The sequence below is a fragment of the Sporosarcina sp. FSL K6-1508 genome (assembly GCF_038007465.1).
Taxonomy (GTDB): domain Bacteria; phylum Bacillota; class Bacilli; order Bacillales_A; family Planococcaceae; genus Sporosarcina; species Sporosarcina psychrophila_B.
In genome coordinates this window covers 1636768-1654584 of record NZ_JBBOXF010000001.1, presented here as the reverse complement: position 1 = coordinate 1654584, position 17817 = coordinate 1636768, and the positions used below count along the sequence as shown (strand labels likewise).

Here is a 17817-nt window from a genome sequence, read left to right as displayed (position 1 = left end):
AACTACTTTTAGTATGTCAATTCGTAACGCTTTTAGCGGAAGCGTTAACAACACTGCAAAAGTTTATGTAGTGTCATGAATTAGTCTGTGAATTGATGTGCCAATTAGTTTTTTAAATCCATTAAAGCATTGATATAACAAGAAAAAAGGAGACGCTAATTCATATATGAATCTCGTCTCCAATTACATTGTTATTTAATGTTTTCTCCCCAGCAACCGAACCCGTTAGAATTAATTCAGAGTCTTTTTACATCTTTACTTATTCTTTTCCAAGCTGGATCGCTTTTTTAATATCTTTCAACGAACGGGACGGTCCGTACATGAGAACCCCTCCGCGGTAAACACGGGCACCGAAGAAGCCAAGAATGAAAATCGTCACTAGCATAATCGCAATTGACAACAGTGGCTCCCATAGTGGTAAGTCGAGCATCCCGACTCGCAAGAACATGACGAGCGGTGCGAAGAACGGGAAGAATGAAGCATACTTGAGATATGCCATCTCCGGATTACCGAGTCCAGTTGCAGCAATTAAGAAACCAGCTACGATCAGCAGTGTCATCGGCATGATGATCTGCTGTACATCTTCCGTCCGGCTGACAAGTGAGCCTAAAAGAGCTGCCAGCGTCGCAAAAAGGAAGTACCCCAACAGGAAGAAAATGAGCGCATAGATCAGCGTTCCTACATTCATATTTGAAAAACCGAAGACGGAAAAGAAGCCATCCGCCATTTCAGAACCTGTCGTCTTCAAGGCAATATATCCCGCCAAGCCTAGCAGTGCCATTTGCAACAGACCAAGCGATCCAATGCCAAGTACTTTTGCAAACATATGCTTAACAGGCGACACACTTGAAATAAGAATTTCCATCACGCGAGATGACTTTTCCGCCGCGACTTCTGTTGCAATCATGCTTGAATAGACGATCACTGCAAAGTAGATGAGGAACATGAGTACATAGACAAGACCGCGTGCCTGACTCAATTCTTCTTCAGACTTCGCTGATAGAGATACAGATTGCTGTTCAAATTGAATGGGTGCGAATAATGTCTGTACTTGTTCGCCAGACAATGATAATTCATCTGCTTTCATTTCTGTCTGAATTGACTGAAGCGCCTCTTGCAACATCGTCGGAAGAGTGATTTCCATAGTACTCATTGAGACATAGTTCGCTTGAATTGTATTTGTATCATCAAGTGCAAGCGTTAAGAATGAATCGATTTCTCCTTCTTTCACTTGATTTGTAAGTTCCTTTTCCGATTTACTGGAAGGTTCTACTTTAACATCCGATTCATTCGCCTCGAGTTGCATTTTCAACCGCTCTGCAAGAATACCGCTTTCATCGAGTATCTGCAGCACTTCCTCCGAATCACTATCTCCGCCCGTCGCATTTTTCACGGTATCAATGATTTTCTCCATGTTCGCAAAAAGAAAAACTGCCAAAATCATGATAGATGTCGTTATGATGAACGATTTTGTTTTCCCTTTTGTCATAAATGCCTGTTTAAAAATGATCATGAATTCACGCATGCTGTTTTCCCACCTTTTCGATGAAAATATCTTGCAACGAAGGCTCTTCAATCCCAAAATGGCGAATCGGTCCTGATTTCAACGCCGCTGTCAGTAAATCATTCGCAACTTGTTCAGAATCGACTTGGTAAAGCGCACCTTCAATCGATTTTTGTACAGATGTAACACCTGCAATTGTTTCTAAATGCGCTAAATCATTATCCGAATTTATGCGTACATTCTGCTTGCCAAATGAACGTTTTACATCGCGTAGTGTGCCACTTACAATTTGCTTTCCTTTATCGATGATACTTAGTTGCTCGCATAATTCTTCTACATGATCCATGCGGTGGCTCGAGAACACGATGGTTGCGCCATCATTACGAAATTGAAGAATTGCCTCTTTCAACATCTCAACGTTTACCGGATCCAATCCTGAAAATGGTTCATCTAGAATTAACAGTTGTGGATTATGCATGAGTGATGCAATTACTTGGATTTTCTGCTGATTTCCTTTTGATAATTCTTCAACCTTTTTATTGGCATAATGGGTGATTTCCATTCGTTCCAGCCATTTGTTCATCGCCACTTTTGCATCAAGTTTTTTCATACCGCGCAATTGTGCCAGAAAAACCAGCTGCTCTTCTACTTTCATTTTAGGATACAGACCACGTTCTTCCGGTAAATAGCCAATTTCAGGACTCGTCGCATAGGAAATCTGTTTCCCATTCCAAGTTATACGTCCTTCATTCGCATTTAGAAGACCAAGAATCATTCGGAATGTCGTTGTCTTGCCTGCACCATTCGCTCCAAGAAATCCGTACATGGTGCCTTTATCGACTGACAGCGTCAAATCATCTACCGCCGTGAAGTCTCCAAACCGTTTCGTTACATTTTCAAGTAGCAATGACATTGTATTTCCCCTTTCTTCTTTCCCGTTGTTAACTATACGTATCTCGTACACTGAAGTTTCAAACTAATTCTTTTTATCTGCTATGGCGGATGCAACTCCGTAAGAAACCATGGCAATTATATATAATGCAGTGAAAAGAAAGAAGGAAAGTCCCGGTCCTTCAACAATGATGACAATGGCCCATGCAATAATAATAGCGAACACTGTAACTGCCCAGGATAACGACTTTGCTTGCTCCTGAACCCTCTTATAGCGCTCGTCATATCGTCGTTCCTTTTTCCCTTTTTTCCATACGAAGTACCACACGGTTAATGCTACTGCAAGTCCTGCGGGCAAACCTAGCATGAAAGCCAGTAAATCAAAATCCTCATGCATCTTCATTCCTCCTCCGGTGTAAAGATATCCTCAATGCGACAATTGAACAACTTCGCAAGTTTGAACGCTAAAGTAAGTGATGGGTTATATCTACCTTTTTCAAGTGAGATGATGGTTTGCCTCGAAACTTCTAGCTTCTCCGACAGATCATCTTGAGTTAATCCCATCTCAGTTCGCATTTCTTTGATCAAGTTATTCAGTTCAATACTCCCCCTTTCATATTAAAAGCGCAGGGCGCCCGGAGTCTAAACACCGATAATAGTAAAGGTAGCTTTACGTAAAGGTTACTTTACAACATTCAAGATGTCAAGCAACCTTTACAAATTTCCTTTTCAAGCCGCTCGTAGTATAATGAATGAAATAGAGTGGAAAGGGTGAATTATGTGAGAACATATAAATTGACAGCCTTCGAACCAACAGGGCATTTAATTACAGAAGAAACATTTGCAGCTGAAACAGACGACGCAGCAAAAGAAAAAGGCCAAGCAATGCTTATGGAAAAAAGCCTTCTCGAAAAGACACATCGTGTCGTATCCCCTGCTGGGAAATTAATATTGTTCCATTCATGAGGTAAAGCACATACAGGCGATTCGGACCGCTTGAATGTGCTTTTTCTATCGGAGCAATCATTACTTGCTTCCATCGATTTCATGCGATAATCAATACGAATAGTTATGTTGAATTAAAGAATCTCATTGAATCTGCTGGGGCGCTCAATAATGGGTAAGTTGTAATTCGGGGTGTGGGTTGTAGAACGCTTGGCGCTTTGGGGTTCATTAGAGAGAGAAATGTAATTTTGAGATGTATATGCTGAGATTATAAGGTGATTACTATTTGATACTATATAAATTGACATAAAGGATTCCATTGAACCGCTACGGCGCTAGGGGATGCCTCCCGCCATAAGCCAAGCAGCTTCGCCGCCAGTCTTATGGCTTCGGCTACCCCTGTTAAGGCGCCTTCACTTAGTTTATACACCGGATTCAGTATTTCAACATATATAATTAGATTCAAGAAAGACGCACGCCAGGTTGCAGATTTCATCACAGCTAATGAAATGCGCTTTCTCACATAAGACTATCCAGCGAAGGCGCGTCTTCGTGGTAGCCGGAGCGATAAGACTGAAAGCGATCTCCTTTCTGGCTTATCGCGGGAGGCATCCACAAAGCGGCGAAGCGGTATTAGCAGGATTTCTAATTCACTCCAAATATGGAGACATTCGTTGAACACATTCGATCGATTTATGGCACTCCAGGTTGTAGGCCTCATCCCTGATAACGAAATGAGCTTTCTTAAATAGACCATCCAGCGAAGGCGCGTCTTCGTGGTAGCCGGAGCGATAAGACTGAAAGCGATCTCCTTTCTGGCTTATCGCGGGAGGCATCCACAAAGCGGCGAAGCGGTATTGGTAGTACTTCTAATTCCCACCAAGTATTGGAACTTTTTCAGCGGCCTCCCAAAAGCACTTTTAAAGCGCATACGCTGTATTTATTAGTTCAACAAATATAGTTATCGTACATCCTAAACTAAATGAGGTGTCTAAAATGAAAATCGCATTAATTGCACATGATGAAAAGAAAAATGAAATGGTGAATTTCACGATTGCTTATGAAACTATCTTTTCAAAACATACGTTATTTGCAACGGGGACAACTGGAAAAAGAATTATGGAGGAGACTGAACTATCAATTGAAAGACTTAATTCAGGCCCTTTAGGCGGGGATCAGCAAATTGGTGCTATGATTGCAACTGGCGAGTTGGATTTAATCATCTTTTTCCGTGATCCATTAACTGCTCAACCCCATGAACCGGACGTCAGTGCCTTATTACGTCTTTGCGATGTCTACGGTATCCCTCTTGCCACGAATATTGCAACAGCCGAGCTTTTAGTCCGCGCTGTTGAAGAAGGTTATTTTTCATGGCGTGAAATGATTGATAAATATAAGTAAGAGCGCTTAAAAATAAAATAAAAATAAAAATCACCAAGCACAGACCCGGTTATTCAACGGATGCATGCTTGGTAATTTTTATTTATGTAAGCTGCATTAGACTGGAAACGTTGGATCAAATAGTTGACTTCCATATCAAGCCTGCTTGTTTATTGATTCATAAGCTATTCATCTGTTGTACTCGTTATATATCTACCACACATAATCATTTCTTCTTTCCCCCACATTTTTGGATAAAAGACACCGGTTTAGCAAGATGTGATCAACCTACTTCCTAAATCGGTGTCCATATTATCGTAAAATCATTTCCCCGTAAACTCCGGCTTGCGTTTCCCGACAAATGCTTGAATGCCTTCCAAATGATCTGCCGTTTTCCGCATCGCCACTTGTGCTTCGGTTTCCAGTTCCAACACACTTTCCAATTCCTTTGTTTTCTGCGCGTGCAGAATGTTCTTCGATGCAATCATTGCTGCAATCGGCGAGGCCAGCAGTTTATGAGCGAACAGCTCAGCCCGTTCAGTGCTTTTCCCTTCCCCTACAACTTCATCAATTAGTCCTTTTTCAAGTGCTTCTTGACCATTCATCACTTTTCCAGACCAAATAAGACTTTTCGCTTGGGGTACACCAACGCGCTCTTTCAAGAAGAAGTGACCTGCCCCGTCTGGGATTAGACCGATGCCGATGAAGTTCATCGCAAGTTTACTCTCTTCTTCTGCAATAATGTGATCACAGCCAAGTACGAGACTAAATCCAAGTCCTGCAGCCGCGCCATGGACAACAGCAATCGTGACTTGGGGCAATGTATAAAGTGCTTTTGCAAGACGGCATACGTCTACCATCACTTTTCCAATATCCAATGGGCTATTTGGGTCAACCATTGCTTTTATATCCCCGCCCGCAGAAAATGCACGGCCGGCTCCCTGAATTAGCAGCACTTGCACAGTCATATCGCCTTTTAACTCTTCAAAGACGTCCGCAAGTTCCTTCATCATCACATCGTCCATAGCATTCATTGAAGCTGGTCTATTCAATGTAAGGCGTGCAAGACGACCCTCTTTTTTTAATTCGACAGTTGTATACATAAAAAAACACCCCTTTTAAGAAATGAATTACCATTCACTTCTTAGATTCGGTGTTTTTTCAATAAACCCTTTATTTAAATGATAAGAAAGTATACGTTTTTCAATCTAAAGTATTGTCTAGCTCCAGCGCCTAGCCCCTGGACCCACATGAAGTGGGTCATGCAGCTGTTGCGACAGGAGGACGTGGCGAATTTAGTCGGCCAGCGCTTTTCGGGTCTATCAAGGCGCTTACGCTTTTCTTACTGTCTCTGGAAAAATCGCATCGAGATGAGCGAGTTTCTTCACGATTGAATCTTCATACGTCAGTATATAGGCGGCAGGATCTTTCGGATTATAGAACTGTGTAATTTTCCCAGTTTCAGGATCGATAAACTTACTCGAAGCTCCACATCCAACGCCAATGATTGTTTGTACTTCTTCCATAATAATGATGTTGTAGATACTTTCTTCACCGGGCTTAGCGTAGCCGACGTTTTCCAAGTTTCCTAAAATATTCTTTTGGCGATACAAATAATACGGTTCATAGCCATTCGCAGCGTTCCATTCTTCTCCGAGTTTCATCATTTGCTCGACAGTTTCACGATTTGCCACTTTATATTTGTCTTTATTGCGGGTCATTTCAGATGCCCGTTTGAATGACAACGTATGAACTGTTAGCGATTCAGGTTGCATCTTTTCTGTCTCTGCAAGTGAATGCTTGAATTCATCCATTCCTTCATTCGGTAAACCAATAATGAGATCCATATTAATATTTTTCATGCCCATATTGCGGGACAGCCAAAACTTATCGACAGTTTCTTGAACTGTGTGATGACGTCCGATTGCTTTCAGTGTCTCATCTGTATACGATTGGGGATTGACACTGATCCGGTCGATGCCCCATTTTTTCAGCACATCGATTTTAGCAGGCGTAATTGTGTCAGGACGACCCGCTTCCACCGTTATTTCTCTAACTTTGTCCATGTTTGGGAATGAAGCGTACATCGTTTCATATAATGCATCCATTTCTTCCGCTTCAATTGATGTCGGAGTTCCTCCGCCGAAATAAATTGTTGTAATCGTCATATCACGCTCTGTCAGCCATTTCCCCATTTCACGGATTTCATCATGCAATCCGTCTAAGAATGACTCGACCCGACCGTTTTTTCTATGAATTGCATACGCAGGGAATGTACAATAAGCACATTTCGTTGGACAAAATGGGATACCGATATAAATGCTCACTTCATTTTTCAACTCATGTAAATCAGGTACTGTCCGTAATTGCACATTTGCAATTTTTGCAAGCAACTCACTTTTTTCACTCGAAAGTCGATGACGTTCCATTAGCAGTTGCTGAGCCTCTTCAGAGGTGTGCCCTTCGCGGCGGTATTTGTGGTACAGCTTCATGGGACGAATCCCAGTCAGAATCCCCCATGACTGATGCATCCCCGTTGCCTGTTCAAGTGTTTCAAGAAAGACATGTGAATAAATCCGCTTTAACTGACGGGTAATCACTTTTTCATCGTCAGTTTCTTCTATCTCAGAAAACTTAGCAGAATATTCCTCACCGTCCCACTTCAGAATTGCATTCCCGACAAGTTGTCCATCAGCAGTCCGCTCCAGCGTTAAGTTTGCCTGTATCGCACCCTCTTCGTCCTCCGCGACTATTTTTGATTGTTCGAAGAAAAGGTTTGCAAGATGTGTAAACATCCTGATCCAACCCTGTTCAAAGTTTTCTTTCATGACGATTTTTTGCATTGTGAATACCAACTTTCTATTAATAAAACCAAAATTATTTCTTTAGTAGAACATGAAATCATTATAACAAATTCACACAGTGAATGATGAAGAAAAACCGGCCTAGGCCGGTTTTAGATGGATTCATATAATTGTTGTACGGGCTTCATAAGGACACGGTTTACTTCTTCTATCAAGCCGCTCAGTTTCATTTCCGCTTCGAGCATTTTCATAATTTTAGGATTTTGCTGTGCAAGTTGTGCAGTTTTTTGAGCGTATTCAAGTTCATCAGCGACCGGTTCTTCACCCTGCATCTGTTTTTCTTGAAGGCTTAACTGGATTTTACGGAAGCTCTTAAACAACTCGAGTGCTTCGTTGTCTGCTTTCACTTCTTCCACTGCTTGCTGTACTTCCAAAAATTCTGCTGTATTTCGGAATGTCGTTTCCAATTTGTTCAAATCGTCGTAAATATTCACTGTCATTTAAAATCCCCCTAAGATAAGTTTGTTGCAAAGACAATAAGTCCTTGAATGATTCCAATTAAACCGCCGAGAAATGCACCCAGTACGGTTATCATTTTGAACTCACGCTTTGAAATGCCCAGCACGAGGTCTTCCAGTATCGCCACCGGAAACGTGTCAACTTGCTCTCTAACCATATCATCTAATTTCAGTTTACGGAGCGATATTTCCAATTGTTTTTCTGCCTGATTAAAAGCAAAGCTAGTTAACGACGGTGTCACATTGACAGCTGTCCATTCCACCCCTGCAGGCCAATAATCTTGGATTGTCTTATTTAGACGTTCTTCCAAAACAAGTTCTTTTTTTGCATACGATTTGACTGATTCAAACAGTCCATCCCAATCAAACCCAGAAATCAGCTCCTCGATAGGACGTTTTTGAAGCTTTTCCCACTCATTTAAAATAATTGTATTCACGAGATTGAAAGTACCTGGCGCCGCAACAAACTTTAATGCTTCACGTTGCACTTTGCTGACAAGCGATTCTGATTCTCCAAAAAACATGTTTACCATATTTCCGAGTGTTCCTTTTGTTGCTAGGAAATCATCAATCATTTTGCGGAACATTGCTTTTCCTTCATCTGATTCAAAGTATTGTTCCGACCTGCCTAAAATATAAGTTGTAACATCCGGAATGCGTCCTGCTGCTTCTACCCGCCACTTTTGCGGTAGCACCTCTTCTACCGATCCCGTCGTCAGCTTTGCACGAACGGCGTTAAGCTGGGTATCGAGTACTTCCAACACTTTCCGTTCTGCTTTCCCTGCAACGTTTGTTATGCCGGCCGTATCGAGCCAGTTATTCAACGTTTTATCAGAGAGAAGGATATGTTGTTCAAGTTTGTGCTGAAGGAAATCTTCTGCTTTCTTCTCCATGTCAGGTGTCAGTAGTTTCTTCCGGAACGTTTCCGGCGTCAATAAATAATTTGTTACTGTCTTGCCAAGTTGCATTGCCAGTTCATCGCGCCTTTTTGGGATTAACCCCGGAGTGAAGGGCAACCGCCATTTCCCAATATATTTCGCTTCATGCGGCCTGAACAGCATTTTAATCGCCAGATGATTTGTAAGTCCTCCGATTAATGCTCCGATAAAGGCCATGAATAACAATGTCCATAAAAAACCCAATTTCTTCACCTTTTTCCGTATCGTTAGGTTCTAATTATAACAGAACTAAACAGAACGGAAAAATCCAAAGACTTATCATAGTGCATTGTACATTGTTGACATACGAATTGCATGCTCCATTTCATCGTGCATCGCGATAAAAAGTGGATTATACGCTTGTTGGAATGGAACGGTCAGCAACATCTCCTTATACATTTCAACTGACTCAAGCTCATCTAGCAATGCCCTTTGTACACATTCTTTTAAGTTATAACAAGGCAACGGTTTCTTTGGGTTTTGTACAAATGTTCCCGTCATCATATAATAGAGCTGTTGAAACATTTCATAATGGCTTTTTTCATCTTCATACATATGTTTGAGGAAGTCTTGCCAAAGCGGATCATTCGTCATGCCATGCATGGATTTATAAAAATAATAATCCTTGTACTCGTCTTCGATGGCCTGCTTTAATTTATCAACAAACAAGTCAGCACCCTTTCGCTTTCTTTTCTTGATATTATGCGGTCGGGTAGCGTCTTATGAGAGGAGCTATTATATGCTACAGCATTTCAGTTTTAAACCGATGTTTGACAATACGCAATTACCTGGATGGACATTCTCATTTTTCTTTCGGAACACAAGATATACCGGAGATTATTTACCTGAAGGTACTATCGTTTGGACCGGTGAAACGCCGCCTGAAGAAGAAAATTTAAAAAAGATGATTCATGAACTGATGATTTTCCACGTCTACGATTGAATTGCAATAATGTCGGGAATACTACGCTCCATGACGAAAGAGGAGGCGCAGTATGAGTAAAGAAAAATCCCCTGAAGAGTTGCGTAAGGAAAAAGAACAATTAAAAGTGCAAGATCAGAAAACCGAAAATGTCTTTGAAGATAAGAGCCGAGTACCAGAAGAACAAAATGCTTGGAAAGAAACACAAGCCAGACGTGGTGAATAAGAAAAGCGCAAGCGCCTTGGTAGACCCGAAAGGCATAAGTCGATAAATGAAGGCAGTCTAAGATCGCGACGTCCTGTCGCAACAAGGAGGGATGAAGTTCAATCCCTCCCCACTGCATACCTGCATCCTTGCAGGCACGACGTGGCGGTCTTTGCCACACAGCTGGATTGCTTATGACCTGAGGGGCTAGGTGCTGGAGCTAGACACTGCTCCAGGTTGAAAAACTTATACTTTCCTATTCTTCAACAAAACTCCCTGCATACAATGTGCAGGGAGTTTTGTTATTCATTATTTTTAGTTTCTTCTATACCTATCCTGTGCCTAGTATCTTCATCCAAATATTTGCTGCGGTTTGTGTCATTTGTTCCTCTTGTCATATCGTCATAAGGTGTAAACATATTGCCCGGTTCTTTTTTATCGAAATGCTTCTTATTAAAAACAGTTTTGTAAATTGCAAAACCGATTAACAACATACCTCCGAGTCCCAATGCGATGGCAACAACAGCTATAATGATAACGGTCATCATACACCCCCCTTTACACTCACTATACCACTCGTCTGACTCTTCCGATTAGTTTAGCCCTGTGACAACTTTCTTCTGCCAAAGATAAAATAATAGTAAGTGGACGAAACGATATAGAGACCCGCTGTGATTGTGAATGCGTAGGCATATCCCCAATACGAACCGCTTGCCATAACAAGTCCCGCAGCTATAGGACCCATGGTAGCCCATCCAATATTAAAAACAGTTTGGTTCACAGAGTTGGCAAGCCCTTTGTATTTGTCTGCCACAATTTCCATCGCGATAGCGCTTTGAATCGGATTTCCAGCATTCATAAGCGCCTGACGCATAAGGAATCCAAGTGAAGCAAGCAAAAGTGATGTTGTATAGGCTGTTAATAGTAAAAACGGAATCGATAACATTTGGAATAGGATAAGTGCTTTCACTTTTCCGACCCTTTTAACTAGAGCTGGACCGATGAGCATGGCAACAGCCGTCATCGCCGATCCGAGTGATAAAATCAAACCGATATAAGCGTTCGAAGCATCGAATCGGTTTGAGAAATATAGATTCAAGTACGGGACAACGAGGCCAGAACCGAATCCAATCAACAAACTCGCGAATGAGAAGTGGAAAATCAGAATGATATTTCTCCTAAAGCCGTTGTCGACTGTCTCAATCTCTTCCTCTTCAGGTTCGACGAACGTTTTCTTCTCCTGCAGCATTTCAGGAAGCTTGTTTTGAAGTTTAAATAAGGGAAGCAAACCGATTATGAAAATAGTTGCCCCAGTCAATAACGCCCAGCGAATTGCTGCGGCAGCATCCAGTGATAAGACAACTTCTAGTACGTCTGCAATAACGCCACCCAGCAAACTGCCGATAACATTCGCCACTGTCATTAATGCAAAATGAATACTGAACATGTGAACACGTTCAGCTGGAGCAGAATTTTCTGCAAGGAATGGGACGCCCGAGACTTGAACAAATGCCATGAACAGGCCAGTTAGAAATGCAGCGTAAATAATCGGCGTCTCTGCCACAGCAACACTTCGGTAAAATAATGTCATTCCTCCGAAAACCGCACCGCCGACAATCATCCACTTCCTGCCGAACTTATCACTTAAAAAACCAGCTGGGACGAGCATGATTGCCGACGCCAGCGCCGTCATAGATATGACTTTTCCATTGATCGTTTCCGACATGCCAAGTTCTTTTATATAGAGATTGTACATCACCATAAATACACCCATCCCTATTTGGATGAGCACATTCGCGAGCATGAACAACCTGACATTTTTATTGAATGAAGAAATTTTCGTCTTCCAATCCGCAAACCATTTCCCCATGACATTCCAACTTTCCACAAATAATACTTCGTCACTCTAAATATACGTCTTTCTGAATAGTTTTTCAATAGCCTAAATACTCTGTGTCAGTTGCCAATTAACTAAGAACACACTAAACATTTATAAGGAACATAAAGGCACTAAAGATTCACTTCAAATCCGCTGCGGCGCTTTGTCGATGCCTCCCACTGGTTCTTCCGAGAAATATAGATGGTATATAATTTATCGTTACAAAGTATACAAATTGGCGAAGTGAGTTTAAAAGGATTTCTAATATTTAAGAACCCCCTAGTGAATACTTTAGTGTGACTCACCCTACCCCTGTGTGGTATCAATAACTGGTACACTTTATTGGAAACCATTTACATCCTTGTGTAATTCGAGCGCAGGCGCCTTACAGGGGTCGCCGAAGCGAGTTGAAATGAATCCCTAATGTCCATGAATCTCCGCTGAATACTTTATTGCGAATCACACTAACCGGTGTGTGCTATCAATAACTGACACGCTATATTGGGGATTGGTTTTATATCTAAGCGGAATTTAATCGCAGACGCCTTACAGAGGTAGCCGAAGCGGTTTCGATGAAAATCTATACCTTCACTCTCTATCTAAAATACCATGCTACTGAAAAAGGAACTTCCCACTTTCATGGAAGTCCCTTTCGCCATATTATAGTCATTCACCCTTCGGCACACCCGTAGTTCCCGCCTGTAATTTATACATTTGCGCATACTGCCCGTCAAGTTCAAGCAATTCATCATGTGCACCTTGTTCGACAATCTCTCCGCGGTCTAATACTAAAATACGATCCGCATTTTTAATAGTAGAAAGCCGATGGGCAATAATGAATGTTGTGCGCCCTTTTTTCAGTACATCCATCGCATGCTGTATAATTTCTTCAGTTTCAGTATCAATATTTGAAGTCGCTTCATCCAAAATGAGAATGGCCGGGTCAAACGCAAGCGCACGTGCGAATGAAATAAGTTGGCGCTGTCCAGAAGAGAGTGTGCTCCCTTTCTCTACAACTTCCTCGTCAATTCCTTTAGGCATATGCTTCAAAACTCGTTCTCCACCGACTGCATCAAGCGAATGTTGCACTTTTTCACGTGAAATCCGCGAGTCACCTAAGCTAATATTAGATTCGACTGTTCCGCTAAACAAATATGGGTCTTGCAGGACAATGCCCATATGATCGCGAACTGTCTGGCGCGGCATTTTACTAATGTCCATGCCGTCAATCGTAATCTTACCTTTTGAGGAATCATAAAAACGGAACAGCAAGTTCATAATCGAACTTTTCCCCGATCCTGTATGGCCGACAAGGGCAACCGTCTCTCCCTGTTTCGCTCCAAACGTTAGATCTTTCAAGACATATTCCTCATCATTATAGGCGAACCATACTTTTTCAAAACGGACATTTCCGCTATAACGTGCGATTTTATCATCGCTCACAGGTTCGCCTTCACGATCCAGCAAGTTGAATACGCGCTCCGCTGCAACAAGTGAATGCTCTAGATTGGCAAACTGGTTGACGATACCTGTTACCGGATTGAACAACCGTGTAATGTAGTCAACGAATGCGTAGAGCATCCCTACCGAAATAACACTTGTGGCAGACATCGATGCGCCACCAAAATACCAGATAAAGAAAACGAATGTTAATGATCGAATAACATCAACCAGATTGTGTGACGTCGCCGCCTCCACTTTCAATAACTTGTTCTGATAGCGGAAATGTTCGTCATTCAATTCACGGAATTCCTCTTCCATTTGGTCCTCGCGACGAAATGCTTGAATAATCGTCATCCCATTGATTGATTCGTTGATCATTGCATTCATATCACTAACTTTTCCACGGATGACATGGTTCACCTTTGAAGCAAATTTCCTGTATGTCTTCATCCATACATATAAGATAGGCAGGACAAATAACGTGATTGCTCCCATTTTAGGATCCAAAATAAACATCGCAATGAAAATCCCAATAATATACATCCCACTCACAGCGAACTGCGAAACCACTGTCACATATAAGTTTCGAATTGCTTCCGTGTCATTGGTAATCCGCGCGACAACTTTGCCGGCTGGCAGATTATCGAAATAACGGATTGGCAATGTCTGTATATGTTCATATAAATCGTTTCGCATCTTTTGGATAATACGGTTAGCCGCTTTTTGCATCAATAAATACTGAAAATACCTCATAATTGCAGTAACAATAGCAAGCCCAAAAAAGATGGCTAACAGTTTGGCAATCGGGTTAAAATCAATTCCCCCGCCAGGAGCCCCTGCAATATGATCATCAATGATTTTCTTAGCAATCATCGGTCCCATTAGATCCGCCGCCACAGCAAATCCTAGAAGGATAAGGCCTGTAAGTATCAATTTTTTATAGTCTAATGCGTAGTTCACCAATCGTTTTCCAGTACTCATGATTATTCAACCTCCCCAATCTGTTGGCGGTCGAATTGCTCTTTGTACCAGCCGTTCATTCCAAGCAGATCCTCATGTGTTCCTTCTTCAATCACACTGCCATCGTCAAGAACAATAATCCAGTCCGCATGCTGAATCGCAGACAAACGATGTGTTGTAATAATCGTTGTTTTTCCTGAACGTTCCGCTTGGATGTTTTCTATGATTTTTGCTTCCGTTTTTGCATCGACTGCAGAAAGTGAATCATCTAAAATTAGAATCTCAGGATTTTTAACGAGCGCACGCGCAATTGATATCCGTTGTTTCTGACCTCCCGATAACGCAACACCCTTCTCTCCAACAAGCGTATCTAGTCCTTCAGGAAGCATTTCAAGATCCTTCTCAAAATAAGATAAACGAATCGTTTCCGCAATATCCACTTCAGTTGCATCCGGTCGTCCAAATAAGATATTATCTCTGACCGAACGTGAAAACAGTACATGGTCTTGTGGGACATAACCAATCCATTCTCTAACTTGGTTCTTCGTCATAGACTGCAGAGGAACTCCCGAGAAGACAATTTCTCCTTCTCCTGACGGATATTCACGTAGTAGCTGTTTAACGAAAGTCGTTTTCCCACTGCCCGTTTTCCCTACAATACCGAGCGTATCGCCACGATTCAAATGAAGTTTAATAGCATCCAAATTAACTGAATGTGACAATGGATACGTAAATGTAACGTTTTGGAAACCAACACTATCAGGTTGGTCAACGCTGACAGGCTGCTCAGGATCTTTCACATCTTCTTCATAATCAAGGGTCTCCGTTACACGGTCGAGCGATGCATTCCCACGCTGAAGGACATTGATCAGTTCACCGATTGCAAACATCGGCCAAACAATCATCCCGAGATAGACATTGAAGGTAACGAGATTCCCAAGTGTCATATCCTCTATAGAGACAAGGTAAGCACCGTAACCGAGCCCGATCATATACGTAAGTCCTGTCAATATTTTGGAAATTGGCATGAACAATGCATCAATTTTTTCGACATGCATGTTTTTCTGATAGACGTCTTCTGTCATATCAGCAAACCCTTTTTCAGTCGCGCGTTCCTGTACGTATGCACGAACAACCCGTACACCGGCGACCGCTTCCAAAACATTATCATTTAAATCACCGAACGCTTGCTGTGCTGTCATATATCTTTCGTGAATTTTCTTCCCTAACACTTGCATGATGAACGCCAAAATTGGAAGTGGTAAAATCGCTACAAGCGTTAATTTCCACGACACAAGAAAACCCATCGTCAACACAAGTGTCAGTAAATAGAGCGTCGAATCGACAAGCGTCATAATGCCGAAACCTGCAGTCTCTGATATCGCCCGTAAGTCATTGGTCGACCTAGCCATCAAGTCGCCCGTCTTATTTTTTTCATAAAACGTCGGAGTCATCCTCAAAAAGTGTTTCATGAGCTTTCCCCGTAATTGTCGCTCGATGACATAAGCTCCACCAAACAACTGATATTGCCAAACGTAGTTACTTGCATAATTGAATAGCATGATCAACAACATCGATCCGAGAAAGATGACCAGCAATCTCGCTGTCAACGTCTGCGTATAAATTGAATCTATTGCCTGCCCAATCAGCCATGGTGGAAGAATGACAAGAATATTCGTCACCATTAGCAGAATGAGTGCAACCGTGTACCTTTTACGATTCTCTTTAAAAAACCACTTTAATTTAAATAATACCGAAAACATAATTCAATCAACCTTCTTCCCTATTCTCTTACAGCTATCCGCTTTCGAGAGATTCCTTTTCCAATAGTTTTCTTTGCTGTTTGATGATCAGCATAGCCAACACTCCTTTTCCGACTTATTATGCAACACGCAATGCGTGGAAACACCGACTTTTCTAACAATAAAAAAACAAAAAAGAGCACACGCCTCTTAACATAAGCGTGTGCTCATAAAAAAGGAACGGCATAACGCGCCACTCCGTATTTATTTAGTCAAAAACAACTAGTATGCGGATAGGTACGGTTTCATCATGATTTTTTTTTGAGAAAGAGATGTGTTAACTTTTTTCATGTCCGTACCTCCTTTTCTATTTCGAGTATCTAACTATTAACAGATTACCATTACCATTTTCGATAAGTCAATACTTTTTGAAAACATTCTCAATTCACAATCCAAAGAAATGAAGGGTCGCTCCAATTAATCCCGTTACCATAACAACGAGCCATGGCGACCATTTATAGAAGAAGAGCAAAGTGAATGCAATAATTGCGACTGCAAAATCATATGCGCTGCCAATCGAGTTTATGAATACGGGATTGTATAATGCTGCAAGTAAGATACCAACAACCGCCGCATTCACCCCTTTTAGCATTGCCTGGATTGCTGACTTCGAACGGATTGCCGACCAGAATGGAAGAGTCCCAACAACAAGCAAGAAAGACGGGAAGAACATCGCCAACACCGCAACTGCAGCACCCCACGGTCCATCCATTACCTGTCCTATGTATCCCGCAAGTGTGAATAGCGGACCTGGGACCGCCTGCGCCGCCCCGTACCCTGCTATAAACGTTTCAGTATCCATCCACCCCAGTGGAACGACTTCACGTTCTAGCATCGGCAATACGACATGACCACCACCAAAGACTATCGAACCAACGCGATAAAAAATGTCGAATATCGCAAATAACGTAGATTGCACAAATGGCCTTATAAGCGGAATTCCAATAAGCAACACAAAAAAGATACTCCACGCTATAATTCCAGTCCGTTTTCCAAATGTAAGCGGGATAGGAACCGGTTTTAGAGTTTGTTCTTTTCGGTATATCAGATACCCCGTTAAGCCTGCGCCGACTATGACTGCGATTTGTCCGATTGCGGTCGGGATTATAAGCGTCAAAATTGCAGCAACCATCGCAATCGTAATTCGTTGTCTATCTGGGGTCAGGGACTTCCCCATTCCTATAAGTGCATGGGCGACTACTGCAACCGCCACAATTTTTAGTCCCTTGATCCAACCGCTGTCAAAAGAACCTGTCGATGAGGTAAGCCAAGCAAACCCCATTAGTAATAAGACAGACGGCATTGTAAAACCAATCCACGATAATATTCCGCCAAGCATTCCACCGCGCATTAGGCCAATTGCAATTCCAACTTGGGAACTTGCAGGACCCGGAAGAAATTGACACAGCGCAACGAGATCCGCATACACTTTATCGTCCAACCATTGCCTCTTTTTTACATATTCATCTCTGAAATAACCAATATGCGCCGCGGGTCCGCCGAACGACGTTACCCCCAATTTCATTGATGCTTGAAGAATTTCCACGTACTTTCTCATATCTTTTTCCGTATAGCCTCCTTTACCGTCGTTCCTATCAGCATACAATACACGAGAGTATCTATTTG

18 protein-coding genes are annotated in these 17817 nt (G+C 42.0%); 4 read left to right on the top strand and 14 right to left on the bottom strand.

What is annotated here, in order from left to right; genetic code table 11:
* Positions 1-259 precede the first annotated feature (259 nt).
* From MKZ11_RS08185 to MKZ11_RS08170, 4 genes are all read right to left on the bottom strand, one after another.
* Positions 260-1525: an ABC transporter permease gene (locus MKZ11_RS08185; protein ID WP_340793689.1), complete on the bottom strand. Its 1266-nt coding sequence runs from the start codon at positions 1523-1525 to the stop codon at positions 260-262.
* Positions 1518-2417 carry an ABC transporter ATP-binding protein gene (locus tag MKZ11_RS08180; protein ID WP_340793687.1) on the bottom strand — a complete coding sequence of 300 codons (900 nt, stop codon included), beginning with the start codon at positions 2415-2417 and terminating at the stop codon, positions 1518-1520. The genes MKZ11_RS08185 and MKZ11_RS08180 overlap by 8 nt, the downstream gene beginning before the upstream one ends.
* A 63-nt stretch (positions 2418-2480) precedes the next feature.
* Positions 2481-2792: a DUF3796 domain-containing protein gene (locus tag MKZ11_RS08175; RefSeq protein WP_340793685.1), complete on the bottom strand. Its 312-nt coding sequence runs from the start codon at positions 2790-2792 to the stop codon at positions 2481-2483.
* Positions 2793-2794: 2 nt separating this feature from the next.
* Positions 2795-2992, bottom strand: a complete 198-nt coding sequence (locus MKZ11_RS08170) for a helix-turn-helix transcriptional regulator (protein WP_318616716.1) — start codon at positions 2990-2992, stop codon at positions 2795-2797.
* Between the two features lie 183 nt (positions 2993-3175).
* Between MKZ11_RS08170 and MKZ11_RS08165 the strand changes: the two genes are divergently transcribed.
* Positions 3176-3361: a YhzD family protein gene (locus tag MKZ11_RS08165; protein WP_340793683.1), complete on the top strand. Its 186-nt coding sequence runs from the start codon at positions 3176-3178 to the stop codon at positions 3359-3361.
* A gap of 975 nt (positions 3362-4336) precedes the next feature.
* Positions 4337-4741, top strand: a complete 405-nt coding sequence (mgsA, locus tag MKZ11_RS08160; protein WP_340793681.1) for a methylglyoxal synthase — start codon at positions 4337-4339, stop codon at positions 4739-4741.
* Positions 4742-5043: 302 nt separating this feature from the next.
* Here the strand turns inward: mgsA and MKZ11_RS08155 are convergent, their stop codons facing one another.
* The 5 genes from MKZ11_RS08155 to MKZ11_RS08135 form a co-directional block, all read right to left on the bottom strand.
* Positions 5044-5823, bottom strand: a complete 780-nt coding sequence (locus MKZ11_RS08155; RefSeq protein ID WP_340793678.1) for an enoyl-CoA hydratase — start codon at positions 5821-5823, stop codon at positions 5044-5046.
* Positions 5824-6051: 228 nt separating this feature from the next.
* Positions 6052-7563: a coproporphyrinogen III oxidase gene (locus MKZ11_RS08150; RefSeq protein WP_340793676.1), complete on the bottom strand. Its 1512-nt coding sequence runs from the start codon at positions 7561-7563 to the stop codon at positions 6052-6054.
* 113 nt (positions 7564-7676) lie between these two features.
* Positions 7677-8024, bottom strand: a complete 348-nt coding sequence (locus MKZ11_RS08145) for a YlbF family regulator (protein WP_340793674.1) — start codon at positions 8022-8024, stop codon at positions 7677-7679.
* A gap of 11 nt (positions 8025-8035) precedes the next feature.
* A complete protein-coding gene (locus MKZ11_RS08140; RefSeq protein WP_340793672.1) occupies positions 8036-9157 on the bottom strand; it encodes a DUF445 domain-containing protein in 1122 nt (373 codons plus the stop codon).
* Between the two features lie 102 nt (positions 9158-9259).
* Positions 9260-9649, bottom strand: a complete 390-nt coding sequence (locus MKZ11_RS08135; RefSeq protein ID WP_340793670.1) for a ferritin-like domain-containing protein — start codon at positions 9647-9649, stop codon at positions 9260-9262.
* Positions 9650-9719: 70 nt separating this feature from the next.
* Here MKZ11_RS08135 and MKZ11_RS08130 point away from each other — a divergent pair, with 70 nt between their 5' ends.
* Positions 9720-9923 (top strand): YheE family protein, encoded by a 204-nt coding sequence (locus MKZ11_RS08130; protein ID WP_340793669.1) that lies wholly within the window; start codon positions 9720-9722, stop codon positions 9921-9923.
* Positions 9924-9975: 52 nt separating this feature from the next.
* Positions 9976-10128: a hypothetical protein gene (locus MKZ11_RS08125; protein ID WP_340793667.1), complete on the top strand. Its 153-nt coding sequence runs from the start codon at positions 9976-9978 to the stop codon at positions 10126-10128.
* 281 nt (positions 10129-10409) lie between these two features.
* Here the strand turns inward: MKZ11_RS08125 and MKZ11_RS08120 are convergent, their stop codons facing one another.
* The 5 genes from MKZ11_RS08120 to chrA all read right to left on the bottom strand — a co-directional run bounded on the left by MKZ11_RS08120 (position 10410) and on the right by chrA (position 17749).
* Complete coding sequence (locus MKZ11_RS08120) at positions 10410-10652, bottom strand: hypothetical protein (protein ID WP_340793665.1); 243 nt, start codon at positions 10650-10652, stop codon at positions 10410-10412.
* Positions 10653-10705: 53 nt separating this feature from the next.
* Complete coding sequence (locus tag MKZ11_RS08115; RefSeq protein ID WP_445327034.1) at positions 10706-11977, bottom strand: MFS transporter; 1272 nt, start codon at positions 11975-11977, stop codon at positions 10706-10708.
* A 675-nt stretch (positions 11978-12652) separates the two neighbouring features.
* The gene (locus MKZ11_RS08110) at positions 12653-14410 is read right to left on the bottom strand and encodes an ABC transporter ATP-binding protein (protein WP_340793661.1); all 1758 of its coding nucleotides are present in this window, start codon (positions 14408-14410) and stop codon (positions 12653-12655) included.
* A 2-nt stretch (positions 14411-14412) separates the two neighbouring features.
* The gene (locus MKZ11_RS08105) at positions 14413-16152 is read right to left on the bottom strand and encodes an ABC transporter ATP-binding protein (protein WP_340793659.1); all 1740 of its coding nucleotides are present in this window, start codon (positions 16150-16152) and stop codon (positions 14413-14415) included.
* A 424-nt stretch (positions 16153-16576) separates the two neighbouring features.
* Complete coding sequence (gene chrA / locus MKZ11_RS08100; protein WP_340796949.1) at positions 16577-17749, bottom strand: chromate efflux transporter; 1173 nt, start codon at positions 17747-17749, stop codon at positions 16577-16579.
* Positions 17750-17817: the final 68 nt, after the last annotated feature.